The organism is Paraburkholderia caffeinilytica, from assembly GCF_046030355.1.
GTDB classification, from domain to species: Bacteria; Pseudomonadota; Gammaproteobacteria; order Burkholderiales; family Burkholderiaceae; genus Paraburkholderia; species Paraburkholderia caffeinilytica_B.
Window position 1 is genome coordinate 1 of the sequence record NZ_JAQQCQ010000004.1, and the last position, 25,279, is coordinate 25,279.

21 protein-coding genes are annotated in these 25,279 nt (G+C 61.3%); 8 read left to right on the forward strand and 13 right to left on the reverse strand.

What is annotated here, in order from left to right:
• Window positions 1-83: 83 nt before the first annotated feature.
• The 6 genes from PQQ95_RS06960 to PQQ95_RS06985 all read right to left on the reverse strand — a co-directional run bounded on the left by PQQ95_RS06960 (window position 84) and on the right by PQQ95_RS06985 (window position 8,075).
• Window positions 84-1,043 carry an ABC transporter permease gene (locus PQQ95_RS06960; RefSeq protein ID WP_408436151.1) on the reverse strand — a complete coding sequence of 320 codons (960 nt, stop codon included), beginning with the start codon at window positions 1,041-1,043 and terminating at the stop codon, window positions 84-86.
• Window positions 1,044-1,050: 7 nt separating this feature from the next.
• The gene (locus tag PQQ95_RS06965; protein WP_408436154.1) at window positions 1,051-2,550 is read right to left on the reverse strand and encodes a sugar ABC transporter ATP-binding protein; all 1,500 of its coding nucleotides are present in this window, start codon (window positions 2,548-2,550) and stop codon (window positions 1,051-1,053) included.
• 16 nt (window positions 2,551-2,566) lie between these two features.
• Window positions 2,567-3,520 carry an ABC transporter permease gene (locus tag PQQ95_RS06970; protein WP_408436157.1) on the reverse strand — a complete coding sequence of 318 codons (954 nt, stop codon included), beginning with the start codon at window positions 3,518-3,520 and terminating at the stop codon, window positions 2,567-2,569.
• Between the two features lie 62 nt (window positions 3,521-3,582).
• Window positions 3,583-4,662 (reverse strand): sugar ABC transporter substrate-binding protein, encoded by a 1,080-nt coding sequence (locus PQQ95_RS06975; RefSeq protein WP_408436160.1) that lies wholly within the window; start codon window positions 4,660-4,662, stop codon window positions 3,583-3,585.
• 126 nt (window positions 4,663-4,788) lie between these two features.
• The gene (locus PQQ95_RS06980) at window positions 4,789-6,462 is read right to left on the reverse strand and encodes a GMC family oxidoreductase (protein ID WP_408436163.1); all 1,674 of its coding nucleotides are present in this window, start codon (window positions 6,460-6,462) and stop codon (window positions 4,789-4,791) included.
• Between the two features lie 104 nt (window positions 6,463-6,566).
• Complete coding sequence (locus tag PQQ95_RS06985; protein WP_408436166.1) at window positions 6,567-8,075, reverse strand: aldehyde dehydrogenase family protein; 1,509 nt, start codon at window positions 8,073-8,075, stop codon at window positions 6,567-6,569.
• Window positions 8,076-8,286: 211 nt separating this feature from the next.
• On the opposite strand from PQQ95_RS06985, the gene PQQ95_RS06990 reads away from it, so the two are divergent.
• Complete coding sequence (locus PQQ95_RS06990) at window positions 8,287-8,970, forward strand: TetR/AcrR family transcriptional regulator (RefSeq protein WP_408436169.1); 684 nt, start codon at window positions 8,287-8,289, stop codon at window positions 8,968-8,970.
• Window positions 8,971-9,023: 53 nt separating this feature from the next.
• Here the strand turns inward: PQQ95_RS06990 and PQQ95_RS06995 are convergent, their stop codons facing one another.
• A complete protein-coding gene (locus tag PQQ95_RS06995; RefSeq protein WP_408436172.1) occupies window positions 9,024-10,556 on the reverse strand; it encodes a CoA-transferase in 1,533 nt (510 codons plus the stop codon).
• 213 nt (window positions 10,557-10,769) lie between these two features.
• Here PQQ95_RS06995 and PQQ95_RS07000 point away from each other — a divergent pair, with 213 nt between their 5' ends.
• The 6 genes from PQQ95_RS07000 to PQQ95_RS07025 are packed head-to-tail and all read left to right on the forward strand — an operon-like array spanning window position 10,770 to window position 16,064.
• Window positions 10,770-11,915, forward strand: a complete 1,146-nt coding sequence (locus PQQ95_RS07000; protein WP_408436175.1) for an acyl-CoA dehydrogenase family protein — start codon at window positions 10,770-10,772, stop codon at window positions 11,913-11,915.
• A complete protein-coding gene (locus tag PQQ95_RS07005) occupies window positions 11,912-12,691 on the forward strand; it encodes a 3-ketoacyl-ACP reductase (RefSeq protein ID WP_408436178.1) in 780 nt (259 codons plus the stop codon). The genes PQQ95_RS07000 and PQQ95_RS07005 overlap by 4 nt, the downstream gene beginning before the upstream one ends.
• A 7-nt stretch (window positions 12,692-12,698) precedes the next feature.
• Window positions 12,699-13,868, forward strand: a complete 1,170-nt coding sequence (locus PQQ95_RS07010; protein ID WP_408436181.1) for a dihydrodipicolinate synthase family protein — start codon at window positions 12,699-12,701, stop codon at window positions 13,866-13,868.
• Between the two features lie 2 nt (window positions 13,869-13,870).
• Entirely contained in the window at window positions 13,871-14,290 is a 420-nt protein-coding gene (locus PQQ95_RS07015) for a Dabb family protein (RefSeq protein WP_408436184.1), read from the forward strand.
• Complete coding sequence (locus PQQ95_RS07020; RefSeq protein ID WP_408436187.1) at window positions 14,205-15,056, forward strand: sugar phosphate isomerase/epimerase family protein; 852 nt, start codon at window positions 14,205-14,207, stop codon at window positions 15,054-15,056. Before PQQ95_RS07015 ends, PQQ95_RS07020 begins: the two co-directional genes overlap by 86 nt.
• Before the next feature lie 39 nt (window positions 15,057-15,095).
• Window positions 15,096-16,064 (forward strand): Gfo/Idh/MocA family protein, encoded by a 969-nt coding sequence (locus PQQ95_RS07025; protein ID WP_408436190.1) that lies wholly within the window; start codon window positions 15,096-15,098, stop codon window positions 16,062-16,064.
• A gap of 94 nt (window positions 16,065-16,158) precedes the next feature.
• Here PQQ95_RS07025 and PQQ95_RS07030 read toward each other — a convergent pair whose 3' ends face one another.
• From PQQ95_RS07030 to PQQ95_RS07040, 3 genes are all read right to left on the reverse strand, one after another.
• Complete coding sequence (locus PQQ95_RS07030; RefSeq protein WP_408436193.1) at window positions 16,159-17,175, reverse strand: aldo/keto reductase; 1,017 nt, start codon at window positions 17,173-17,175, stop codon at window positions 16,159-16,161.
• A 303-nt stretch (window positions 17,176-17,478) separates the two neighbouring features.
• Window positions 17,479-18,726, reverse strand: coding sequence for an ABC transporter substrate-binding protein (locus PQQ95_RS07035; protein WP_408436196.1), 1,248 nt, complete (start codon window positions 18,724-18,726; stop codon window positions 17,479-17,481).
• A 78-nt stretch (window positions 18,727-18,804) separates the two neighbouring features.
• Window positions 18,805-20,049, reverse strand: coding sequence for a DUF1479 domain-containing protein (locus PQQ95_RS07040; protein WP_408436199.1), 1,245 nt, complete (start codon window positions 20,047-20,049; stop codon window positions 18,805-18,807).
• A gap of 93 nt (window positions 20,050-20,142) precedes the next feature.
• On the opposite strand from PQQ95_RS07040, the gene PQQ95_RS07045 reads away from it, so the two are divergent.
• On the forward strand, window positions 20,143-21,117 hold the full coding sequence (locus PQQ95_RS07045) for a helix-turn-helix domain-containing protein (RefSeq protein ID WP_408436203.1): 975 nt from the start codon (window positions 20,143-20,145) through the stop codon (window positions 21,115-21,117).
• 54 nt (window positions 21,118-21,171) lie between these two features.
• Here the strand turns inward: PQQ95_RS07045 and PQQ95_RS07050 are convergent, their stop codons facing one another.
• The 3 genes from PQQ95_RS07050 to PQQ95_RS07060 are packed head-to-tail and all read right to left on the reverse strand — an operon-like array spanning window position 21,172 to window position 25,228.
• Window positions 21,172-21,897 (reverse strand): DUF3726 domain-containing protein, encoded by a 726-nt coding sequence (locus PQQ95_RS07050; protein ID WP_408436205.1) that lies wholly within the window; start codon window positions 21,895-21,897, stop codon window positions 21,172-21,174.
• A gap of 2 nt (window positions 21,898-21,899) precedes the next feature.
• Window positions 21,900-23,675 (reverse strand): hypothetical protein, encoded by a 1,776-nt coding sequence (locus PQQ95_RS07055; protein WP_408436208.1) that lies wholly within the window; start codon window positions 23,673-23,675, stop codon window positions 21,900-21,902.
• Window positions 23,672-25,228: a BCCT family transporter gene (locus PQQ95_RS07060; protein ID WP_408436211.1), complete on the reverse strand. Its 1,557-nt coding sequence runs from the start codon at window positions 25,226-25,228 to the stop codon at window positions 23,672-23,674. Before PQQ95_RS07060 ends, PQQ95_RS07055 begins: the two co-directional genes overlap by 4 nt.
• Window positions 25,229-25,279 lie beyond the last annotated feature (51 nt).

A 25,279-nucleotide genomic window follows, 5' to 3' on the forward strand; every position in this document is an offset into this window, starting at 1 on the left:
GCTTCACTGCTATTAGCACTTTCATTCGCAACCACCTTTCTCTGCCAGATTTCCCATGTCAGTCGAAACTGACACGCGTAAACTTATTTGATGACCAACACCTTCGAGCGATCGAACGCCACCGTCACCGCGATGATCAGAATCACGCCGAATACGATCTGCTGTGCAAACACGCTAATGCCGACAAAGGTCATGCCCACGCGCGCAACCGACACCAGCAGCGCACCGATCAGCGTGCGCACAATGCCGCCCGCCCCACCCGTCAGCGCCGTTCCGCCGACGATCACCGCGGCGATGGCCGGCAACAGAAACTGATTGGCCAGCGTGGGCGAACCGCTGCCAAGACGGCCCGCCATCACAACGCCCGCGAGGCCAGCGAAGAAGGACGAGGTCGCGAACACCAGGCATTTCGTCACGGAAACACGCACGCCCGACGCAATGGCGGCAGGCTCGCCTGCACCGATCGCATCGGTATGACGACCAAAAACAGTCGAACGATGCAGAAACCAGCAAAATGCGAATACCGCCACAGCCAGCAGAATTTCATGCGGAATGCCGAACGAAGTCCCCGTCGTCCAGCCCAGCGAAGCGTTGCGCATATCGTCGCCGATCGCAATGGAACGCGTGCCCGACAGCGTGAGTGCCGCGGCCGATGCAATGCCACTGATTGCAAGCGTCGCAATGAAGGACGGAATGCGGAGCACGGTCTGGATCACACCGCTCAGGAGGCCAATCGCAAACGAAGCCGCGAGTGCAATAACCGCCGCCCACGCACCGTAGCGAGGCAAGCACAGCGCGACCATCACACTCGCCAGCGACGCCACCGACTGAAGCGACAAATCGATACTGCCCAGAAGCACCACAAAGGTCGTACCGGCGGCCATGATGAACAGCGTAGAACTGTCCGCGAGCAATCCGAGTTGCGTCGATAACGCCATAAAACCCGGCTGGGCGATTTCGATCAGCACGTACAACACCACGAGTGCCGCGAATGGCGCGTTGTCGCGAAGCGTCGCCCGCGAGGGTGATTTCAGTAATGACATAGCAGCCTCACACCATATGTTCGACGATTTCAACCTGCGAAGGCTTCGAGCCCACTTCGCACGGCAGAACCTTTTGCGCGCGACCATCGCGCATCACCATGATGCGGTGGCTCAGGCCGAGAATCTCTTCGAGCGTATCGCCCGTCAGCACGACCGCCACACCTTCAGCCGTCAACTCGCGAATCAGTTGATAGACCTCTTCCTTCGCGCCAACGTCAAGGCCGCGGGTCGGATGGTCGAGCACGAGAATCCGGCTGCCGGCAAAGCGCCACTTCGCCAGCACGACCTTTTGCTGGTTGCCCCCCGAAAGATTGCGGCATGAGGCATCCGGACCCGGTGTTTTGATACGCAGACGCTGGATCCATTCGTTGGCAATCTTGCGCTCGTTCCCTTTGCGTACCACACCACCCCGGCTCACGGCACGCAGTCGTGGCAACGTGAGGTTTTCCGCGACACTCATCTGCGTGACGAGCCCTTCCACCTTGCGCTCGCGTGGTACATAACCCACTCCCAACGTCACCGCGTGATTCGCCTGCGGCTTGAGCAGCGTGCCGCCTATCCGTACTTCGCCGGCATCGAGCTTGTCCAGACCGGCGATCACGCGGCACAGTTCTTCGCGCCCCGAACCCACCACGCCCGCCACACCGAAGACCTCGCCTTGCCGTACTTCAAACGACACATCGTTCAGCGCATGACCGAGCGATGCATGCGAGACCGACAGCGCCACTTCATCGCGACACGGTTTTTGCAGGTTCTCGCGGTAGTACTCACCGTGCATCGAACGGCCCACCATCAGTTCATGAAGCTGCTTCACGGAGGCATCAGCCGAAGCCATCTCCGCCACCACCTTGCCGTCTTTCATGACGTACACGCGGTCGCTCAGCGAAAGCAGTTCGTCCAGACGGTGCGAAACGAACACAAATGACGCCCGCGACTTGAGTTCGCGCACCAGCCTGAACAGAATCTCGATCTCGGCAGCTTCCAGAACAGACGTCGGCTCGTCGAGCAAAATGACCGGCGTGCCGCCGGTGCGGCTCGCCAGCGACAGCGCACGCGCCAGTTCCACCATCTGCCGTTGCCCGAACGACAGGTCCTCGCATACCGTCAACGGATCGACGTCGAGATGCACAGTGGCAAGTTCTGCCTGCGCTGCGCGTTTGAGCGCCGACCAGTTCATGCGGCCAAACGTAGTGAAGTTTTCCTCACGGCCGAGAAACAGATTTTCGGCAATCGTCAGGTTGGGCAGGATCGATTGTTCCTGATACACCATCGCGATGCCCTTCGCGGTAGCATCGCGCGGATTGCGAATCACCAGGGGTTGGCCGGAGAGCGTGATTTCGCCGGCGTCCTGGCGGTAGGCGCCGGTCAGCAGCTTCATCAGCGTCGATTTGCCCGCACCGTTCTCACCGATCAGGCCGACGATTTCATTGGGCCGGACTTCGACCGATACGTCATCCAGAGCGAGCACACCTGGGAAGCGTTTCGTGATGTTCTTGAGTTTCAGCATGTCGAATCTCCCAGCCTCATTTGACGATGCGCCGGTGCGAGCGATTGAGCGCAAGCGTCACTGCAGCGATAATCAGCACGCCCTGAATGCCTTGTTGCACATAGGGCGGCACGCCGAGCAGCACCATGCCGTTGCCAAGCACCACTACGATCAACGTCCCGATGAGCGTGTTCAACGGGCTGCCGTTGCCGCCGGCCAGCGAGGTCCCGCCCACCACGATGGCCGTGATCGCGACAAACAACTGGCCGTCGGCTATGAGCGCATGACCTTGCCCGTATTGCGCGACCGCGAGGATGCCGGCCACACCATAGAAGGCGCCCGCCAGTGCAAAGACCGCAATCCGCACGCGCCGCACCCGTACCCCGTTCAGACGGGCAAGATCCTCGCCGCCGCCGATTGCCAGCGTGTGCCGTCCGAGTAACGTGTGCCGGTAGATAAACCACGCGACGGCGAGCGCGAGCAAGCCAATCCATACCGACAACGGCAAGCCCACGTAACGCGTAATCGCAATCGAACGCAGCGCCGGGTCGCTCACGCGGATCGTGTTGCCCGATAACCATGCCGTCCCGATTCCGGTCGCCACAAAGCCGACTGCGAGCGTGGCAATGAAAGAAGGAATGCGCAGGAACACGTGCAGCATGCCGTTGGCGAACCCCAGCACCACGCCGGCGGCGATCGCAACCGCCAGCACCCACAGTCCGAAGTGGTTGTCGTTGTACGAGTTCTCTACCAGCATCGACGCCGTGATCGCGGAAACCGCGACAATCCCTTCCGCCGACAGGTCGATGCTGCCGAGTTGAATCACGAACGTACCGCCGAGCGCGATGGTGAGCGGAATCGCCGCAGAGATTGCGATTCGCGCCAGATTCATCGGATCGAAGAAGTCGCGATTGAACGCGCCGATGCAAAGGCCGAGCGCCAGCAAGACCAGCAGCGGCGCAAAGCGCTGTAGCAGGGAATGCATCGGCATGAACCTGATCCCGGTTGTTGTTGTGCTTACGGCCGGCCGGGTGGGCGCTGCGGTTAGCTTGCTCATCGATACACCACTGGCCCCGCAACGCGGGCGTAAAGACTGTTCCAATCCGCGCCTGGCGCCGACTCGCGTGCTATGACTGCCTGGACATTCGACCGGGTCACGAGGGTCGCCTTGCAGAACGATTCGCGCTGCTCCTTAGGCAAAGAAGCGACCTGCAGCTTCTTCTGCTGCGCCTGAAGGCCCATCGAGAGACCAATGCCGCCAAGCCAGTACGGGTCCCAGTCGACCGTCGTCACAAGTTCGCCCACCTTGATCGCAGCGAGCCCCGGTTGCGTGCCGTCCATGCCGGAGACCGGCAGTTGCCCCGCAAGCCCTTCGGCGCGCAGCGCTTCGATCGCACCCAGCGCCATGTCGTCGTTCGCCGCCCACACACCTTTGATCTTCGAATTGAAGCGCGTCAACCATGCCTGCATGATCGGGAAGGCTTTTTGTGAATCCCAGTCCGCCACCTGGAAGTCCAGCAACTGGATATCGGGGAATTTCTTCAGCGCCGCCATCAGACCCGCCTTGCGCTCGATGGCCGGCACGTTGCTGAAAATGCCGCCAATCGCCACGACGCCGCCCTTGCCGCCCATTGCCTTGAACAGCTCGGTCGCGGTCGATTCGCCGTACGCCACGCCGTCAAACGACATGTGCGAAACGTAGTTCGGGTTGAAATCCCACGGATGCAGATCCTTGGGTTTATTCCAGATCGTCGTGACATACGCACCGGCTTTCGAGCATGCTTCGACGATCACGCGGGCGTCGGCCGAATCGTTGGGGTCGACATTCAGCACAAGGTTGCCGCCGGTCTTCTGCAGCAGCGCGCGGATATCCGCGATGCCTTTTTCCGAACTGCCTTCGGTCGTCAACGGCACGTACGGCAGACCAACGCTCTTCGCGAAACTCTGTGCGCCCTTGTTGAACGCGGTGTAGTACGGATTGGTCAGCGAGCGAAACGAACAGGCGAGCGTGGTCTGCCCCGCACCGAACGAAAGGCTCGACATGCCGCCACCCGCGACCGCAAATGCCGCACCCGCGCCGAGCTTGATAAAGTCGCGGCGCGATACGCCTGTGTGTTGATCCTGTTTCGACATGATGTCTCCTCCGAGTCAAAAAACGCCCTTTGCATCAGGGCTGGTTATAAATAACCGGATATTTACTACAATGTTAGAAAGACCCGATTTATCCGGGTGTTTCCTGTCAAAACTCTTTGCCTGCCGTCAGACTGCCGCCACTGCGGCCTCGTGCGCCACACGGCTTGAGGTTCTCGCGAGCCGGCCCGGCGCGGGCGCCGGTGTTGCCGGCAGGCCGCGAATCAGGTCCGCGGCTTTTTCCGCGATCATCAGCGTGGGCGCATTCGTATTCGAGCTCACGATTCGCGGCATGACTGAAGAATCGGCGACCCGCAGCCCTTCGATGCCATGCACGCGCAATTGCGGATCGACGACCGACAATTCGTCGATCCCCATCTTGCAGGTGCCGACCGGGTGATAGCCGGTGCGTCCGTATTGCTGCGCGTAGGCTTCATACTCGGCCTGCGTGCACACGTTGGCGCCAGGAAAGTGCTCGCTCTTTATGTATTTGCTCAGCGCCCTCTGACTCATGATTTCGCGGCTCTGCCGGATGCCGTCGACGGCCACCTTCAGGTCATACGGGTCACGGATATAAGCCGGATCGATCACCGGCGCGTCGGCGGGATCGGCACTGTGCAGCTTGACGCTACCGCGGCTGCGCGGCCGGAGGAAATAGGAGTTGAGCGTACAGCCCGAGCCCGACGGCACCGGTGGCACGCCGGCCTCGACCCCTGCGCCGGGCAAGAAATGAAACTGCAGGTCGGGTGTCGGTACGCTGCTGTCCGAATACCAGAAGGCGCCGCCTTCGGCGATGTTGGACGTGACCGGCCCCTTGTTGAAGAGTTTGTACTCCAGACCCGCGAGCAGCATCATGTGCTTCTTCGAATATTTGTCCAGACTGTACGCACCGTTCAGCTCGTAGACGATATCGATGTCGAAATGGTCCTGCAGATTCTGTCCGACACCGTTCAGCGCATGCACAGGCTTCACGCCGGCGCGTTCCAGCTCTTGCGCCCGTCCGATGCCGGAGAGCATCAGCAGCTTGGGTGAACCGATGGCCCCCGCGGTCACGATAACTTCGCGTTCGGCGCGTGCAATGGTCACATTCGAGCGATCGTCCCCGGGTGCAAATTCAACGCCGATTGCCCGGCCGTTTTCGATGACCACACGCGAAACGAGGCAACCGGTGCGCACCGTCAGATTGGGTCGCGTACGCGCGTCGCGCAGATAGCCGACAGCCGCGCTGCAGCGCCTGCCATTGCGCTGCGTGACCTGATAAACACCCACGCCTTCCTGCTGTGCGCCATTGAAGTCGCTGTTGTGGGGCATGCCGGCTTCCTGCCCGGCAAGGACAAATGCCTTGGTCAACTCGTTGACGCTAATGAGATCCGAGACACCGAGCGGGCCGCCGACGCCGTGATACTCGTTGCACAAGCGTTCGTTGTCTTCCATGCGGCGCAAGTACGGCAGCACGCCATCGCGAAAGCCCCAGCCCGTGCAGCCGTCGCGCTCCCAGCCGTCATAGTCCGAAGGCTGCCCACGGGTGTAGACCATGGCATTGATCGAGCCGCCACCACCGAGCACGCGGCCCTGCGCGAACGGAATCTGCCGTCCTTGTGTTTCGGCCGCCGCAACCGTGCGGTAACCCCACGTCAACGGACCACCCGTCATCTTGAAGAAGCCAACCGGCATGTGAATATACGGATCCGTATCGGCGGGTCCTGCTTCGAGAAGCAGCACACGGTTGCCGGCATCCTCGCTCAGGCGCGCCGCCAGCGCGCAACCCGCCGCGCCGCCACCTACGATCACATAGTCATACATTGCTGTCTCCGATACTGTGTTCTGTTGCCACACGCCCTGCGTGGCTTCGCAATTCCCAAGGCTCTCAGGGCTCATCGCGGCCGCCTGATTCGAGCCGGATCGCGTCAGGCGATCCAGCGTGGCCGCTTGCCCAACTGGACATGAACCGACTTCAGTTCGGTGTACTCCTCGACGCCGTAACGCCCCGTTTCGCGCCCAATCCCCGACTGCTTGACGCCACCGATCGGCATTTCCGGGCCACCGGTAATGGTGCAATTGACCCAGATCCGGCCGGCCTGCACATCGCGGAAGCTCTTGATCGCACCTTGCAGATCGCGCGTCCAGATGCTGGCTGCGAGACCGTACGGTACGCCGTTCGCAATCTGGATCGCCTCGTCGAATGTATCGAATGATGTGACCGACAGCACGGGTCCGAAAATTTCCTCCTGCGCCAAAGCACTGTGCGGCTCGACGTTGCGGAACATCGTGGGTTCGATGAAGAAGCGCTCGCCATCCCGGCTCGACGTGCCGCCATGCACCAGTTGCGCGCCGTCGCGGTTGCCTGCCTCGATGAACCCGCAAATCTTGTCAAACTGACGCGCTTCGACAATCGCGCCAACATGGTTCGACGCATCGAGCGGATCGCCCACCCGCACCTTCTCGAGCACATGCTTGACCCGCGCGACGAGTTCTTCCTCCACCGATCGATGCACGACGAGACGGCTGCCCGACACACAGCACTGGCCCGCATTGAAACAGATGCCAAAGGCAATGGCATCCGCGGCGTCGGCGAGATCGGCGTCCGCGAACACGATCTGCGGATTCTTGCCGCCCAGTTCGAGCCCGACTTTCTTCATGTTGCCGCCCGCTGCCGTCAGCACGGAACGACCCACTGGCGTGGAACCGGTGAAGGACACCATGTCGACATCCATGTGTTCGGCGAGTGCCTGGCCCACCTTCGAACCGAGCCCGGTCACCACATTCACAACGCCGTCCGGCAGGCCGGCTTCCGTCAGCAGCGCAGCGAGCTTGAGCGTGGTGGTCGAGGTGAGTTCGGCAGGTTTGACGACCGCGGTACACCCCGCCGCCAGCACGAACGGCAGACGCTCGGACAGAATGAAGAACGGGAAATTCCATGGGGTGATGATGCCCACCACGCCGACCGGCTGGCGTACGACAAGACCGAACATGTCGCTGCCCAGGTTGTCATGTGAATCGCCGTGCGCAACACGTGCGAGACCTGCCGCGTATTCCCAGATGCCCGCGGCGCCGTTGATCTCGCCGCGTGACTGGCCGATCGGTTTGCCGCTCTCCAGCGTTTCAAGGTACGCGAGCGTCTCCACGTTTTCCCGGATAAGAGCCGCGGTTTTCAGCAACACCGTCGCGCGCTGCTCACCCGACAGACGCGACCAGCGCCCGTCGTCGAACGCACGACGGGCCGCGGCGACCGCCACGTTCAGATCCTCGACAGACGCACGCGCCGTGGATGTCACCGGCACGCCGTGGCCCGGACTCTTACGCGTCACGAATTCGCCGGCGAGCCCGGCGTAGTCCTTGCCGTCGATGAACATCGGCGTGCGCACGGGTTCCGACGGAAGACGAAGCGTTGCCGCCAGTTCATTCAGATTGCTCATTCCTGCCTCCAGAGTTTGCTCCCGCGCGGACGCGGAAAGCGCGTGATCCGTGCGGAAAATTGTGCGGGCCATGCAATGCGCCGCCCATTTTTTTCCCATTCTGCACCATCCGGTTACTTCCTGACAATGCCTTTTTGGTCTATAGTCGCTGACACAACGCGGCTGCGAACGACGCCGTTCCCACTGACTCTTTTTGCAGCGAACACCGAACATGACTCTTGTGTCCACGCCCCCCAGCCGGCCGTCCAAAACCGCCAAGGCAGGCGCCGCGCAGCCGCCGCGGCAGCGCGATCCCGAAGTGACGCGGGCGCGCATTCTGGAAGCCGCGAAAATGGAGTTTGCGAAACTCGGTCTTGCCGGCGCACGCGTGGAAGCTATTGCAACGCGGTCGAAGGCCAACAAGCGGATGATCTATCACTACTTCGGAAGCAAGGAGGAGCTGTTCGTGGCCGTGCTCGAAGACGCCTATGCCGACATTCGCACCGCCGAACTGAAGCTCAATCTCGATCATCTTTCTCCCGAAGATGCGATCGTCGCGCTCGCCACGCATACGTGGAACTACTATCTGAAGAACCCGGAGTTCATGACGCTCGTGAACAGCGAGAACCTTCACAAGGCGCGCCATCTGAAGAAGTCCGAACGATTCAAGGAACTGCATCATGATTTCATCTCGATGCTGCAACGCATACTCGACCGTGGCGTCGCAACGGGTGTATTCCGCAGCGGCGTGGACGCCCGGCAACTGCACATTACGATGGCTGCGATCGGTTACTACTACCTGACCAATCGTCACACCAGCGGCCTCATTTTCGACATCGACTTCATGAGCAAGGACGCGTTGAAAGCAAGGCTCGACTTCAACATCGAGACCATTCTCCGGCTCCTGCGCCCCTGAACCTCCGCATGCGGAGCGCCTGCGTCCGGCGCTCCGGATTTCGCAACCGTTCATCACGCCGCCTGCTCGCGCGGCTTATCCGCACCGCCGTTACAGCGTGCGAACAATGCGTCGTCGACCAGCGGGCGAAACCCCATCCGCGCCAGCACGTCCCGCTCCACATCCACTCCCTCCGCCACTTCAATCAGACGCACGCCGTTCTCTTCGAGCCTGAAGACCGCGCGCTCCGTCACGTACAGCACTTCCTGCTTCGCGATACGCGCCTGCGCCCCACTGAACGTGATGTGCTGCACGCGCTCGACGAGTTTCGGCACACTGCCCGGCGACACGATATTCAGGCGCTCTCCCATCTGCTCGACCCGGAGGCCCTTTGCTTCGAAACTGCCGCAGAAGACGATCTTGCGGGCGCCCTGGGTGATGTCGATAAAGCCACCGGGCCCCACCACGGTCGAGCCGAGTTTCGACACGTTGATATTTCCGTCTCCATCCATTTCACCCATGCCGAGAAACGAGATGTCGACACCGCCGCCGCTATAGAAATCGAATTGATCGACGCTTGACAGGATCGCTTCCGCATTACGCGCAGAGCCGAACATGGGACCGTCGACCATTGCGCCGTTGTGGATGCCCTGCTCGACTGTTCCCCAGAACGTGCCGAGTCGGCCCTGTTGCGCCAGCAAACCCGGAATGCCGCCGGGGATGCCGAAACCGAAATTCGCCGAATGCCCCTCGTGCAGTTCCTGCGCCGCGCGCGCTGCAATGATGCGGCGAATGCCCGTGGGCACTTCATAAAAACCGTCGGCGATGATTCCCAGCGATTCGCCACTTAGCGTGGCGTCGTAATCGGCGATCGCACACTGCGGCGCCGCCGGCGTCTCGACGAGCGTGTCAACCAGCACACCCGGAATGCGTACCAGCCGCGCCGGCACGTAGCCAGCCGGCTCGCGCTCCTTGACCTGGACGATCACACGGCCGCCGCTGTTGTGGGCCGCCAGCGCCGCTGCATAGGTGTCGAGATCGACGGGCTCGCGACGCAACGTGACATTGCCGGCCGCGTCCGCGGAAGAGCCGCGCACAATCGCGAAGTCGACTTTGAACGGCTTGTAGCGCAGGTACTCACGCCCGTCGAGTTCAAGCAGCTCGACGAGGTCTTCGGTAGCGCGTGCGTTGATCTTGCCGCCGTCGATGCGAGGATCGACAAAGGTACGCAGGCCGACGTGCGTGACGAGCCCCGGCCGTCCCGCGCCAATCTCGCGCAGCAATGTGGAGATTGCGCCTGCCGGGAAGCTGTACGCTTCGAACGCATTCTCTTTGGCCATTTGCTGCATCGCCGGCGACCAGCTCCAGTGGCCGCCGATGACGCGTCGCACCATACCGGGGTGCGCGAAACGCCCCAGCCCACTGCCCTTGCCGTCGCCGATTCCGAGCGCATGGACCACCGTCAGATCGCGCGGATGCCCGGTCTCAAGAAACCGCTGCTCCAGCTTCGCGAGCACGGCGTCCGGCTCGAGCATCCCGCCGCCGTTACTGGCCAATGCGATCGTCGCGCCATCGAAGATCTGCTCAACCGCATCTTCGGCTTGCATCCAGTTTTTCAAACCACCCTCCCATCAGATCGGCCACAAAGCTCGTTGACATCGGTCATTCGTTGGTTTTAAATAACCATCCAGATGGTTACTTGACGCCAATGTTGGCACAGGAAATCAGGTAATTCAAGCGGTGATGCGCGACGCTCGGGTTTACCTGCATTCGCGCAAACCAGGCACAAAACAGGTGCCGATCATGAGGAAGGAGACAGCATGAAACTCTCGGAAACGCATCAGCAGATTCGTGAAACGACCCGGCGCTTCGCGCAGGAAGTGATTCGCCCCGTCGCGGAGGAACTGGATCGCGAGGAACGCTTTCCAGCGGAAATCTATGCCCAGATGGGCGAACTGGGCCTGTTCGGCATCACCGTGCCGGAAGCGTTCGGCGGCGCAGGACTGGATGTCACCGCCTACGCACTCGTGATGGAAGAACTGTCGCGCGGCTACGCTTCGGTCGCGGACCAATGCGGCCTCCTCGAACTGGTCGGCACCCTGCTTTCCGTACACGGCACCGAAGAACAACGCGCGACCTACATGGAGCCGCTGTTGCGCGCGAAACTACGGCCGGCTTATTGCATTACCGAGGCCGACGCAGGCACCGACGTCTCCGGCATCCGGACCACCGCGACCCGTACGGCCGAGGGTTGGGAACTCAACGGCGCCAAGCTCTGGATTCACAACGCGCCGGTTGCCGACGTCGCGTTCGTGCTCGCTCGTACCGATCCCGCGGCAGGGAAGCGCGGCATGAGTATTTTCATCGTGGACTGCGCGTTGGCCGGCGTATCGAAAGGTCCCAAGGAGCACAAGATGGGGCAGCGCGCGTCGCAGGTCGGCGAACTGAATTTCGACCGCGTGAAGTTGCCGCGAGATGCGCTCCTCGGCATCGAAGGCCGCGGCTTTCACATGATGATGAGTGCGCTCGACAAAGGTCGCGTGGGTATCGCCTCGCTTGCCGTAGGCATCGCGCAGGCAGGGCTCGAAGCCGCACTCGATTACTCGCAAACCCGCAAGCAGTTCGGCAGTCATATCGCCGAGCTACAAGGCGTTCAATGGATGCTCGCGGATATGGCGAAGGACATTCAGGCAGCGCGCCTGCTCGTCCTCGACGCCGCGGAACGGCTCGAATCGGGCGACCGCGCCAGCATTGCCTGTTCAATGGCCAAGTGCTTTGCCGGCGACACCGCCGTCAAGCACAGCGCCAACGCCGTACAGATTTTCGGCGGCAGCGGCTACATTCGCGGCTATGAAGTCGAGCGGCTGTATCGGGACGCCAAGATCACGCAGATCTACGAAGGCACGAATCAGATCCAGCGCACCATCATTGCACGCGATCTGATCGCCAACGGAGCCTCATTATGAGCGCGCGCCCAATAGCCCTTGTCACGGGCAGCCGGCGCGGCATCGGCCGCGCGATCGCGATCGAACTCGGTCGCGCCGGGTTCGACCTTGCACTGACCGATGCGGTGGCGTCGGATGAACTCGACGATGCCGTTCGCGAGGTTCAGCAAACCGGCGCACGCGCGATCGCAACGCTCTCCGATCTCGCCGATATCGATTCACATCCGGCAACGTTGCGCGCCATCGAAGCCGCGCTTGGCGGTCAGATCGATTGCCTCGTGAACAATGCAGGCGTGTCCGTGATGTCGCGCGGAGACCTGCTCGACGTCACAGCGGAAAGTTTCGACCGCTGCATTGCAGTGAATACGCGCGGCACGTTTTTCCTCATGCAGGCATTCGCGAAACACTGCCTTGCACGCTCGGGCGCCACCGTTGCGCCGCATCCGTCGATCATTACCATTACCTCGTCGAATGCGATCGCAGCCTCGCCGCTGCGCGGCGAATATTGCGTATCCAAGGCCGGTCTTTCGATGGCCAATACGCTGTTCTCGCTGCGGCTCGCCGAACATGGCATCAGCGTGTATGAAGTGCAGCCCGGCCTGATCGAAACCGAAATGACCGCACCGTCCCGCGCGCGCTACGACATGCAGATCGAGCAAGGACTGACCGCCATCAAACGCTGGGGCACGCCGCAGGAAGTCGCCATCACCGTGCGAACGCTTGCAACCGGCGGCCTCCCCTACAGCGTCGGCCAGGCGATCCGTATCGACGGCGGCCTGCTCGTCACCAAATACTGAGCTACCTATGAACCTGTCAATCAGACTCCCGGCCGCGTCCGGCACATTGGAAACGTATCGCGTGCAGGGCGTGCCGCTCGAAGTACGGCCGCCCGTACGCGAATTCAACCGCATCGCGTACTCCGCCGCCCACGTGGTAGCCGATCCGCTGCGCGCGGGCGAACTGAACGCTGCGCCCGCCATCGACTGGGACCGCACCATCGCTTACCGGCGCTATCTCCTTGAACAGGGGCTCGGCATCGCCGAAGCCATGGATACGGCGCAACGCGGCATGGGTTTGCCATGGAGCACGGCGCTTGAACTGATTACACGCAGTATCGAAGGCACCCGCGATATTGCCGGCGCGGCCATTGCCTCAGGCTGCGGTACCGACCACATCGCGCCCGCTTTGGCGACGAATTGCGATCAGGTGATCCGCGCCTATGCGGAGCAACTGGAAGCCGTGCAGCGCGTGGGCGGACGCGTGATCCTGATGGCGAGTCGCGCGCTGGCGAAAGTGGCACGCTCGCCGGACGATTACCGGCGCGTCTATCGCGAAGTGCTCGCCCTGTGCGATCAACCGGTGATCCTGCATTGGCTCGGCGATATGTTCGACCCCGAACTCGCGGGCTACTGGGGTGCCAGCGGATTTCCGGATGCAGCGGAAGTCTGCCTCGATATCATCGAGGCCAATGCGGCGAAAGTGGACGGCATCAAGATCTCGCTGCTCGATGAGCAGAAGGAGATCACATTCCGACGTCGCCTGCCGCAACGCGTGAAAATGTACACCGGCGACGACTTCAACTACCCCGCGCTGATCGCCGGCGACGGTGCGCATTTTTCGCACGCGCTTCTCGGCATTTTCGACGCCATTGCACCGGCCGCGTCTCAAGCGCTGGCTGCCCTTTCCGCGAACGACGTCGAGACCTTCAACCGGCTGCTGGCACCCACGGTGCCGCTTTCGCGCCACATCTTTCGCGCACCGACGCAGTACTACAAGACCGGCGTGGTATTCCTCGCCTACCTGAACGGCTTCCAGGATCACTTCTTCATGCCCGGCGGCCACCACGGTATGCGGCCGCCCGCCTATCTGGCCGACGTATTCCGCCTCGCCGACCAGGCCGGTTTGCTGCGTGACCCGGGCGATGCGGTTATCCGCATCCGGAAGGTCATTGCGCCACTCGGCTGCGGAGAGTGATCATGGCTCGATCTGGAGGACCCGTGCGGCACATGGTGTTTTGCCGGTTCCGTAGCGAAGTGACACCGGCACGCCGGCTTGCGTTCTTCGAGCAAATCCGGCGACTGACGGAAGTACCCGGCATTGCCTTCAGCAACTTTCAGTGTGGACCCAACGTATCGCCAGAAGGCTATGGCATGACATTCTCTGACGGCTTCATGATGGATTTCGCGAGCCGCGACGACTGCTTTGCCTATCTGGCGCATCCCACGCATCAAGCCATCGGCGCACGTCTTCTCGAGGCACTCGAAGGCGGTGCGCAAGGCCTGCTCGTCTTCGATATCGATCTGGAAACTCATGAGAAACCTTCAGGGAAGACTCGACCTGTGCTCCATCAATACCGCAACGCTGGGCCATCGGGAGCCGCTCAGTCGCACGATTGATCGCATTGCCCGCGCGGGCTTCGGCGGCGTAGCGCCATGGCGCCGCGAAGTCGAGGAAGGCGACGTCGCACAGCTTGCCCGTCAGATCAAGGCGCTCGATCTGACCGTGACGGGCTATTGCCGTTCGACTTATCTGCCCGCCGCGACGCAGGCCGAATTCGACGCGAATGTTGCAGCAAACCGGGCAGCCTTGCGTGATGCAGCCGTGCTCGGAGCCCGCTGCTTCGTAATGGTGGTCGGCGGAGTTGTGCCGGCCAGCCGCGATCTGGAGGGCGCGCGATCTCAGGTGACCGATGGGATTTCAACGTTGTTGGAGACGGCACGCGAATGCGGCGTACCGCTCGCACTCGAACCACTTCATCCAATGTACGCAGCCAATCGTGCGGTGGTCAACACCATCGCCCAGGCAGTGAATATATGTGAAACGGTAGACCCGGATCGGTCAGGGCATATCGGTATTGCAGTTGATGTTTACCACTGCTGGTGGGACCCGGAACTGACGGCGTCGATCGCAACGGCCGGGCAGGCGGGCCGCATTCTGGCGTATCACGTATGCGACTGGCTGCACGAAACACGTGACATGTTGCTGGATCGCGGAATGATGGGCGACGGTGTCATCGATCTGCCGGCCGTGCGGTCTTGTGTCGAACGCGCCGGATACGACGGACTGGTGGAAACCGAGATTTTCTCCGCACAAAACTGGTGGCAACGCGCACCGGACGACGTACTCGCCCTATGCGCTGAACGTCTGCAGACTGTCTGCTGACGGCCCGGCACTAACCGCATCAACGACACTACGACATCAATGACAGAAAAGATTCGCTGGGGTGTACTCGGCGCCGCAAAGATAGCCGACAACTTTGTGGTGCCGGCGATCCAACGCTCGTTCAACGGCCGCGTGACCACCGTCGCCAGCCGCGACCGTGATCGCGCACAGGTTTTCTCGACCAGGCATGGTATCGACCATGTATTGACAACCTACGACGAGGTGATCAAGAGCAGCGACGTGGACGCGATCTATATTCCGTTGCCAACGGCCAGCCACGTCGAATGGTGCAAGAAGGCCATGCTCGGCGGCAAGCACGTGCTGTGCGAAAAACCAATTGCAATGAATGCCGACGAGGTGCTCGAGTTGATCGCCTTGCGCGATAAAACCGGACTCGTATGCGGCGAAGCATTTATGGTGGCGCACCATCCGCAATGGGCTTTTGTTCGCGACAGCCTTGCTCAGGGAATGCTCGGCGAGCTCAAGCTGATCGAAGGGTCGTTCACGTACTTCAACGACGATCCTGATGCGCTCAAAAACAATCTTTCACTCGGCGGCGGCGGCGTTCGCGATATCGGCGTCTACCCCGTCGTCACCACGCGGCTCGCGACCGGACTCGAACCGGCTCGCGTGCATGCGGAGGTCTTACTCGATCCACGCTTCGGCACCGACCGGTTCGCACGATGCACCGCCGAATTTTCCGGGTTCTCGATGACGTTCTACTGCGGCACGCAACTATCGCGCCGCCAGCACATGATTTTTCACGGAACGAAGGGCTGGTTGAGCGTAGATGCGCCCTTTAATCCGGGAGTCTATGCCCCCGCGCAAATTCGCCATCGTTCGGATGAAAGCGGTAAAACACGCATCATTGAGTTCGACGAAGTCGACCAATACCAACTCATGGTCGAAGACTTTGCAAGCACAGTGCTGGGACAGAAAGCGAATTTGGCTTTCACCCTGGAGAATTCACTCGGCAATCAGCGGGTTATCGATCAGATACTTTCTTGAGCCGCGCGTAGCCGAGACATCGCAATGCAATGGGTAACCGCGAACGACGCGCTGGCGGCATTCACTATCGCCAGGCGCAGTTTTCAGACGAACCCTACTGAGGCGTCGGCGCATCCTCGCGGATCAACTCGCGGCGCTTCAGTTCGGCCCAGAATGCCGGTGGTATTTCAGCCCGGAAGGTCTGCAGGTTGTCTTCCAGCTGTGCAACCGTGCGTACACCCGGAATGTTGGTCGGGATCGCCGGATGACCGAGAACGAATTGCAGCGCCGCGGCTTTGAGCGGCACCGAATATTCCCGGCATACCTGCTCCATCCTGCGCACACGTTCCAGAATGGCTTCCGGCGCGGGCGCGTAGTTGTATTTCGCACCAGGCACCGCACCCGTCGCGAGAATGCCGCTGTTGTAGCCACCACCGAGAATGACCGACACCTGCTTCTCTTCACACATCGGCAGAAAGCCGTCCAGCGCGTCCTGCTCGAGCAGCGTGTAGCGGCCGGCCAGCAGCAGGCAGTCAAAATCCTGCCGGCGAATCGCTTCGTGCGCGACCTGCCACTCGTTGACGCCGAGCCCCACCGCTTTCACGACGCCCTCGTCGCGCAGCTTCAGCAGTGCTTTCGACGCCCCCGCCATCGCCGCCTCGAACATCTCAGGCTGCCGCTCGCCGTGTGTAAATACATCGATGTCGTGGATCAGCGCAATATCAATGTGCTCCAGCGCCAGACGCTGCAGACTGTCCTCGATCGAGCGCATCGTGCCGTCGTAGCTGTAGTCGAAAACAGGTTCGAACGGCAGTCCGTCAACCCACGGCGCGAAATCGATCTCCGCGCGCCTGCGCGGTTTCAGAATGCGCCCGACCTTGGTGGACAGCACGTATTCGTCCCGCGGATACCAGCGCAGTCCCTGGCCGCAGCGCGCCTCGCTCAATCCGTGGCCATACATCGGCGCGGTGTCGAAGTAGCGCACGCCCGCATCCCACGCTGCCTTGATCAGCGCCGCCGAATCCTCCTCGCTGATCGGCCTGAAGATGTTGCCGATCGGCGCCGCGCCGAAGCCCATTACCGTTGTCTCCAGCCCTGAACGCGGCCACTTTCGCTTTGCTACCGGATCCATCTTCGTCTCCTGTGTCGACCAGAGTTAGCGCTTTAGCGCTTACTCTGGTCCCATGCAAGTCATTGCGGTCGACCAGAGTTAGCGCTTTAGCGCTTACTCTGGTCCCATGCAAGTCATTGCGGTCGACCAGAGTTAGCGCTTTAGCGCTTACTCTGGTCCCATGCAAGTCGTTGCGGTCGACCAGAGTTAGCGCTTTAGCGCTTACTCCGGTCCCATGCAAGCCATTGCGGTCGACCAGAGTCAGCGCTTCAGCGCTTACTCTGCCCCATGCAATTCATTGCGTCCAAACGGCACCGCTCCCAATCACTTGACCTTCGCGGCAGCGGCAAGCTTGCGCACCCCTTCTTTCGGATCCTCGTTCGAGTTCATGAAATTCGTAACGACGTCGGTAATCGCGCCAGCGGTAACCGAAGACTGAAGTTCGCCGAAGGCCAACGACGGCAGGAATCCACCCGACTTAATCGTGGCCTGTTCGTCAGCACGTGATTTCTTCGCGCAACTATCGAACTTGTCCATGGGAACATCCAGCCGAACGGGAATGGAACCCTTATAGAGACTGAACTGCTGCTGGAAATCAACGGACATGATCGTTTTAGCAAGCGCAAGCTGCCCCGGCGTCGCGTCCTTTTTGCCGTTTTGCTGAAAGAACACGAATGCATCCGCTGTATACGTATAAGCGTTCGACGTACCGGGTGCGGCCGCACAGATGTAGTCGACATCCGCCTTCTTGTTCGCGTTGGCAAATTCCCCTTTTGCCCAGTCGCCCATGAATTGCATGCCGCCCGAACCGGAAATGACCATTGCAGTCGCGAGATTCCAGTCACGGCCGTGGTAACCCTTGTCGAAGTATGTCCGGATCTTCTGGACGGTCTCGAACACCTGCACCATCTGCGGCGAGGTCAAGGTTTTCTGATCGAGATCGACAAGGGCTTTCCGATAAAAATCCGCGCCTTGCGAGAGCACCACGGTTTCCCAGATGGTCATGTCCTGCCAGGGTTGACCACCGTGCGCGACGGGCGTGATACCCGCAGCGCGAAACTTGTCGGCGAGCGAGAAAAACTCCGGCCACGTTGTGGGCGGCGTACCGCCGACTTTATCCAGGTCAGCTTTGTTGATCCACAGCCAGTTGATTCGATGTACCGAGAAAGGAGCCGCCACATAGTGACCATCTGCCTTCATCGCGTTGTCTATTTGCGCCGGGGTATGCGCTTTCCAATCGGTCGCAGCCTGATCGATCGTGACCAGCGACCCTTGCTCAGCCCAATCCTGAATCAGTGGTCCCTTGATCTGCGCAGCCGACGGCGCGTTGCCGGAGATGACCTGCGTCTTCAGCGCCGTCATGGCCGCTGCGCCCGCACCGCCCGCGATAGCGAAGTCCTTCCACTCGTAGCCCTGTTTGCTCATATCGTCCTTGAGCACCCGGATCGCTTTCGACTCGCCGCCGGAGGTCCACCAGTGCAGTACCGAAAGCTGTTCGGCGGCAAGTACAGCATGAGTCCCAGCCACGAGCAGCGCGACAGCCGTCGCAACCGATGTCAGTGATCGTTTCATTGCAGTCTCCGAATTTTTCGTTATGGATGGAGCGACGCATGCGCAATCCGCGCGACCGCGCATGCGTGCCCATTTCAACTACAGATCAAACCCGAGTTGTGCCTTGCCGAGCGGCGTCAGGTCGTCGGCCGTCGCGCGGCCTGTGAAATCGACTTCAAAATGATCCGTCGGGAAATCAGGCGGGCTTTCCCCCTTCAGGAAGCCCGGCAACTGACGCTTCAGGTAAGCGTCGTTCTTGGCGCACGCGGGCGCCGAAGCGATGTACATCACGTTGCTGTAACCCGCGCCCTTGTGCTCATCTTCGACCGCGTGGATGACGTCGCTGTGCCAGAAGACGGTGTCGCCCGCTTCCATTTTGGGAATCGACGACAGCGCCTCGAACAACGGTGCATGAAATTCCGGCTTGATCGACAGCGCCCGCCCGGGCATTGCACCGCACAGATCGTCCTCGGCGACGTCGTCCTGAAGCGCGCGCAGCAGGATGTACACCATCGAATTGGCAATGGGTACGAGTTGCAGCGTGCCGTCGCCCGGGCCTTGCGGCGTCAATGCCGTCCAGCCCTGAAAAGTGCGGAACATCGAACATACAGCGGGCGACGCAATCTCTTCCACGTCCGGCCGGAAGGCCGCGTCGAACGCGTCGTAGTCGCGCCAGTTCCCTGCAAACACGTGGCGGTACACCTTGCGGAAATTGCTCTCGATCCAGCGTTCGACCGACCCGCCGTCGCAATGCGCCGACAAGCCGAGCGACGCGGAACCCGGTGGCCTGCGACGCAGACGATCGGCATAGACAGGCACGCGTTCCGGATCGAAGTGCACGCGGCCCTCGCTTTCATTGCGCCACAAGCGGTTCAGGAACACACGCGCCTCGGTCAGCGACGGCGACTGACGGGCCAGCACTTGCGGCTTCGACCAGTACACGCCGTAGATCTGCGGCTTGCTGGACGCCAGCTGGCCAAAATATTTATCCTCGGCGCGGTTTTCGAGGCGCTTGTCGAGATTATTGCGCTCGACATAGTTGGCGATATCCTCGTCCCAGCTCTGCACCAACGCGCGGGGAAAAACATTCCGAATCACGCATGCGCCGCGCGCCTTGACGAGTGCGTTCTGTTCCGCGGTAACGCGCTGTTCGGTGATGTCGGAAAACTGGATCTCGGGAATGACGTCTTCTCCACGATCGCGCTGCCCGGCGATTCGTTTCGCCTCGGTGCTGATCGCTTCTTCGACTTCGGCGAAGACCTTCCGGTAGTTCGGCAACGCCGCGCGCAGTTCCTTTTTCGCTTGCCGGATCGCGCCCGGCAAGTCCTCGATTTTCAACGCCATGATTGTCTCCGTCTGAATTTCGTATGCCCTAGGATATGACGCGCATGCGCTCCCTGGTGATACTATTCAGGCAAATCATTTGCGTTTTCAGCCATGAAACCAGCTTACGAGCACGTCGAGTTCGGTGCGGATTGTTCGGTCCGGGTTTACCATCGGCGGCTTCCGCGTATTCCGTTCGAATGGCATCACCATCCGGAGTACGAGTTGACGCTGACGATGAACAGTCATGGCAAGCGCTACATCGGCGACTCCGTCAACGAATATGAAGCGGAGGATCTCGTGCTGGTGCCGCCGGATTTGCCGCACACCTGGGCGTCGAATCGTTCGATCGATCCGTCCTCGCCACAGGTCGCCATCGTTATCTGGTTCGACGGCGATTGGGCGCGACGTATGGCGGACTGTTGCCGCGAATATGAACCGCTGCGCAAACTGTTGCGCAGGGCCGCGTGTGGGCTCGCATTCGAACCACCCGCCGGCAAATGGATGCGCGGCCGCCTGGAACAATTACTTTCGAACGTCGCTCGCGACCGCCTGAGCGCCGCGCTCGATATTCTCTGCACACTGGCCGACGCACCCGGCCAGCCGCTCGCTTCACCGACAGCCTTCAATCAGGCGAACGCGGGCCCATCCGGCCATGAACCCGAGCAGATCAACCGTGTCCTTTCGATGATCGACGCGCGCTTTGCCGAACCGCTGCGGCTGTCTGAACTCTGCGCGGCGGCCAGCCTGTCGGAACGCACGCTCACACGTTACTTTGTTCAACATATTGGTGAGAGCGTGGGGCGGTATATTGCCCGCGTTCGCATCGGGCACGCGTGCCGGATGCTGGCCGACACCACCCTGCCGGTTGCCGTCATCGCCGCCCGTTCGGGCTTCGCCAACGTGGCCAATTTCAATCGGCAGTTCAAGGCCGCGAGGCAAACGACGCCGGCCGAATATCGAAGGATGTTCGCGACTGCCGGCTTGCCAGATAAAGACGCAGATGCTCGCTTGACCGAACGATCGCCTTCGCTTCAAAGAAAGCGGAAATCACGCAGCGAGTTGAACGATGCCGAGGCCGCTTTCTAGCCCCCGCACTGATCGCCTTGACGTTACCAGCTACTGGCTATCGCGTCATGCAGGTCAGAATCCATCATCCGCGCCTCCCGCACCATGTTCTCGCGACAACAGCGTTGCCGGAACAAGCACCTTGTTCTTCCAGGCGACCAGGCGATCGACCTGCGACGCATCCACTTCGATGCCACGCCACAGCGCGTCGCGATAACGCGCATCCAGTTCTGCCGGATCGATCGCGCCCGCGAGATGTCGGTCCGTAGCCGGTTGCGTTTCGCAGGCATCCTTCTGCGCCATGCAGCAGACGACGATTTCCCGCTCTGTCGCCCCAACCTGCGGGCTGAAACCCAGGTAGTGGGGATACTCGTCATGCCCCGACGTGGTGGCGAAATGCCGGCCTGCCTGATCCGTCCAGGACAGATCGAAACGGCGGCCGCGTGTGCCCATCGCCTTCAGACCATAGATCGCCAAACGTGGCGACAATGCATTCGGGATCCGCACCGTTGCCGCGCCCGTCCGCGTCGCCCTCGCCCACGCCAGTTCGAATGACAACAGACAGCCAGCGAGCCCAGAAGATGAACCGGTCCGCTGCGCGCCCGGCAGCGCCGGCTCGACGCTGTAGTCCTCGTGACGCGCGACGCCGAGCAGGCGGCCAATAGCATCCATGCCGTCAAAACCCATCGCCTGCAGCCACACGGCGGCATCCGCTGCGTCCTCGTAATCGCCTTGTGCCCAGCCACAACCTTCCAGTGCGCTGCGGCACAGCGAGTTCAATTCGTTGATCGCCATCTTCATGTTTATGCGCTCCGTTTCTCGCTTCCGCCTGGCACACACGGAAACGCCCAATCGTCGACCATGTCCGGCGCAAGATCGTCGAGCGTCGGCGCCCCCTGAAACAGCGTGACCCGCACCCAGAGATTCGATTTCGGATCGAACTTGCTCGCGCCGAACATCGACAGCTTGGCGCGCATCAGGTCGATGGGCAGCATGTCCTGCGCGAGCAGGTTGTGACGGATTTCGCCGTAGGCATGCGAGGCAAGCGTCTGAATTCGCCGCACAATCGCGCGATAACCGGCAAACTCGCCGACGAACTCAGCGACGCTGCGTGAGCTGTCCGCTTCGGCTTCCAACTGCGCATGCAAACGCAATACCTGACGCGCGATATCCAACGGCAGCTCCCGCTCCGCGCCGGCCTCCTCGGCACGCACGCCAAGCCTCGGCTCCTCTTTCTCCGCCGATCTGTACCAGAAGAAATGATCGTCGTCCCGTTGCGCGGCGGGTTGTGCCAGCGCCCAGCGATAGTCGCGTTCGACGAGTTGCAGCAAGTCGCCCACGCCCATGTCCGGGTTCAGGATCAGCGCATCGGCGACCGGCGCCGCGCATTCGATCGAATCCACGAGGCCGGGATAGAGTTCGAGCAACACCGTAAAGAGGATTTCCTGCGTCGCACAGGAAAGCTGGAGCGTTGCCCATTCAAACAACTCGCTCCAGCGGAATACGCGCTTTCGCTCATAGCCGACTTGAAGTTCATGTTCAAGACGCGGCAATTCCGCGAGGATCAGCGCATTGCGTGCCGCTTCCGGCGGATGATCGGTGTGAACCTGCGCAACGTGGCGCGCCGCCCGCGCGAGCAATCCCAGACAACGCGCGAACGCTTCGCGATCGACCGACTCAACCGCCAGCACGCGCGCCAGCGCGGTTTCGCGAGCGCTTATCCACTGATCGACCTGCACCGGATGGCGCACAAGAAACGGCGCCATGCCGAGGCCGGTTGCGTTGCCCACGCCGAGATAGCGCCGGAAACTATGTGCGAGCTTGACCGCCCCGCGGGGATTGCGCCGTGCAGCGACATGCTCGACCAGCCGTACGCTGAAGTCGCGCAACACGAATACGGCGCACATCTGCGCTGAGAAGCCTCGGCTGAATGCCTGGCTGTCGACCAGCCGCGGATAATCCGCAATGCCGAATTTGCCGTTGCCGTATACGGCGGTCGTTCGGATCAGATAGCCCACCCGTTCAAAAACCGAAGGATCGGGTTGCCGCCCCGCGGCGAGGCATTCCGCCACGTAACCAAAGTTACGTACGCTCTTGTTCGCGCGGCACAGGACGAGGTCGTTTGCACGCAGACGTCCCGCTTCCTGCAACGGCACATTCCCGCGTAGATACTCGATGTCGGCGGCATTGGGGACACCGCTGACCAGCGCTGACGTAACGTCCCACTTCTGGGCGATGACCCGGTCGGTGCGCTCGGCATCGTCGAGATGCTGCGAGAAAATCACCTGACTGTAGCGCTCGCCATAGGCTTCGATCGTATAGATGCAGACACCATAGCCATTGTCATCGAGATCCATGTGCGTGACGCGGACCCGCCAGTTGTCGCGCGCCATCCGTCGCACGAGCGAACGCACAAAGCTCAGACGGGTACCGTGCATCGCGCCGAGACGTTCGGTGCGGTTCGTGATGTCGGGACTGCGTAGCGGTGCGCTGGGATGCGCCGCGGCGTCCACGGGTTCGCTGGATCCCGCAAGGTGCTCGCGTTGCGCTTCCATGATCGCGTCGTTGTGCGCCATCATTTGACTCCTTGCTCTGCGGCCATCGTGCGGGCGATACGAATCGCGTCCCACAGCGAAGGCAGAATGATGATCGACACAGGCACGGCGGTAATCACAATGAACGACTGCAACGCGCTCACGCCGCCGGCGCCCATCGTAATCAACACTGCGCCCACCAGACCCATGCCGACCGCCCAGAAAATCTTCAACCAGTTCCCAGGCTCGCCGCGATCGCCGGTCACCGCCATCGCGATGGTGTAAGCCATCGAGCCGCCGTTCGTCACCACCGAGAAGAAACTGAGAAACAGGAACAACGCGGAAATCAGGTTACGCAACGGCATCGCCTGGGCAACGCCTAACAGCAGCGCCTCCGGTTGCGTGCCATGGCCGATCACGACACCGGGTGACTTCAGTTCGAGACCGATTCCGGTGCCGCCGACCAGCGTGAACCACAGCATCGTGATGAGCGGCGCCGCGACCGACAGCAGCACCACCACTTCGCGGATCGTGCGGCCGCGCGAGACCTTCGCGACGTAGATCGCCATGATCGGCGCATAGCCGATAAACCAGCCCCAGTAGAAGAGCGTCCATGAATTGAGCCACTTGCCGTCGCCGCGATACATGGCGGTCTGCGCGAAATCGACGATGTGCGTGGCGAACGCCTTGAAAAAGACCGTGGTGAGAAATTCGGTCGGCCCGAACACGTAAAGGAATGCGGCGAGTCCGAGCATCAGCCACACATGGATCTTGCAGACAAAGCGCAACCCTTCGAGGCCAGCGATGCAAGCTGCCGTGAAGATCGCCGTGACCGCCAGAATGACGAGTGCCTGCGTGGTGATCGTGTCGGGTACGTTCCAGACGGAATGGAGCACATAGGCAATCTGCAGACCGAGGAAGCCGATCGGTCCAATGGTCCCCGCGGCAACCGCAATGATCGACGTTGCATCGGCTATCGCTGCAATCGGCCCGTTGAGCGCCCGTGCGCCGAACAACGGGTACAGCAACGTACGCGGTGCAAGCGGCAAGCCCTTGTCATAGTGCAGATGCATCAACACGATGCTCAGCAGACTGCCCAGCACGGCCCACGCGAGAAAGCCCCAATGCAGGAACGATTGCGCGAGTGCCGCGACGCCGCCCGCATAGGTCTTGCCGGCCACCCCGTAGAAGGGCGGCGGATTGACGAAATGCATCAACGGCTCGGCGGCGGCCCAGAACGCGCCGCCGCCGGCCAGCAACGCGCACATGATGATCACCACCCAGTTGAAGGTCGAATTGGATGGCGTTTGCGCGATGCCGCCGAGTTTCACGCGCCCGAGCTTCGAAAACGCGATGCCGAGACTGACCGCGAAGGTGGCGAGCATCAGCACTTGCCAGTAGAGCCCGAACCCTCTTGTGGCCCAGGTGAAAGCCGTGTCCACCGCCGTGGTTAGCCAGGGCAGATTGACCAGCGCTGCGATCAGGAACAACAGGAAGAAGCCGCCGCTGATCCAGAATATGGGCCAGTCGATGCTTCCTTTGCGATGGGCCACTGCATGACCTTTGGCTGCAATACTCGCCGTGGTTGGAATTTCCATGTCTCCTCCAGGAGGATAAATCGTTATGGCGCCGGTACGTTGTTGTATGAA

Excerpts from the sequence above, each read along its gene's own strand:
- PQQ95_RS06960 (WP_408436151.1), bottom strand. The coding sequence starts at position 1,043 with ATGTCATTACTGAAATCACCCTCGCGGGCGACGCTTCGCGACAACGCG.
- PQQ95_RS06965 (WP_408436154.1), bottom strand. The coding sequence starts at position 2,550 with ATGCTGAAACTCAAGAACATCACGAAACGCTTCCCAGGTGTGCTCGCT.
- PQQ95_RS06970 (WP_408436157.1), bottom strand. The coding sequence starts at position 3,520 with ATGCCGATGCATTCCCTGCTACAGCGCTTTGCGCCGCTGCTGGTCTTG.
- PQQ95_RS06975 (WP_408436160.1), bottom strand. The coding sequence starts at position 4,662 with ATGTCGAAACAGGATCAACACACAGGCGTATCGCGCCGCGACTTTATC.
- PQQ95_RS06980 (WP_408436163.1), bottom strand. The coding sequence starts at position 6,462 with ATGTATGACTATGTGATCGTAGGTGGCGGCGCGGCGGGTTGCGCGCTG.
- PQQ95_RS06985 (WP_408436166.1), bottom strand. The coding sequence starts at position 8,075 with ATGAGCAATCTGAATGAACTGGCGGCAACGCTTCGTCTTCCGTCGGAA.
- PQQ95_RS06990 (WP_408436169.1), top strand. The coding sequence starts at position 8,287 with ATGACTCTTGTGTCCACGCCCCCCAGCCGGCCGTCCAAAACCGCCAAG.
- PQQ95_RS06995 (WP_408436172.1), bottom strand. The coding sequence starts at position 10,556 with ATGCAAGCCGAAGATGCGGTTGAGCAGATCTTCGATGGCGCGACGATC.
- PQQ95_RS07000 (WP_408436175.1), top strand. The coding sequence starts at position 10,770 with ATGAAACTCTCGGAAACGCATCAGCAGATTCGTGAAACGACCCGGCGC.
- PQQ95_RS07005 (WP_408436178.1), top strand. The coding sequence starts at position 11,912 with ATGAGCGCGCGCCCAATAGCCCTTGTCACGGGCAGCCGGCGCGGCATC.
- PQQ95_RS07010 (WP_408436181.1), top strand. The coding sequence starts at position 12,699 with ATGAACCTGTCAATCAGACTCCCGGCCGCGTCCGGCACATTGGAAACG.
- PQQ95_RS07015 (WP_408436184.1), top strand. The coding sequence starts at position 13,871 with ATGGCTCGATCTGGAGGACCCGTGCGGCACATGGTGTTTTGCCGGTTC.
- PQQ95_RS07020 (WP_408436187.1), top strand. The coding sequence starts at position 14,205 with ATGAGAAACCTTCAGGGAAGACTCGACCTGTGCTCCATCAATACCGCA.
- PQQ95_RS07025 (WP_408436190.1), top strand. The coding sequence starts at position 15,096 with ATGACAGAAAAGATTCGCTGGGGTGTACTCGGCGCCGCAAAGATAGCC.
- PQQ95_RS07030 (WP_408436193.1), bottom strand. The coding sequence starts at position 17,175 with ATGGATCCGGTAGCAAAGCGAAAGTGGCCGCGTTCAGGGCTGGAGACA.
- PQQ95_RS07035 (WP_408436196.1), bottom strand. The coding sequence starts at position 18,726 with ATGAAACGATCACTGACATCGGTTGCGACGGCTGTCGCGCTGCTCGTG.
- PQQ95_RS07040 (WP_408436199.1), bottom strand. The coding sequence starts at position 20,049 with ATGGCGTTGAAAATCGAGGACTTGCCGGGCGCGATCCGGCAAGCGAAA.
- PQQ95_RS07045 (WP_408436203.1), top strand. The coding sequence starts at position 20,143 with ATGAAACCAGCTTACGAGCACGTCGAGTTCGGTGCGGATTGTTCGGTC.
- PQQ95_RS07050 (WP_408436205.1), bottom strand. The coding sequence starts at position 21,897 with ATGAAGATGGCGATCAACGAATTGAACTCGCTGTGCCGCAGCGCACTG.
- PQQ95_RS07055 (WP_408436208.1), bottom strand. The coding sequence starts at position 23,675 with ATGATGGCGCACAACGACGCGATCATGGAAGCGCAACGCGAGCACCTT.
- PQQ95_RS07060 (WP_408436211.1), bottom strand. The coding sequence starts at position 25,228 with ATGGAAATTCCAACCACGGCGAGTATTGCAGCCAAAGGTCATGCAGTG.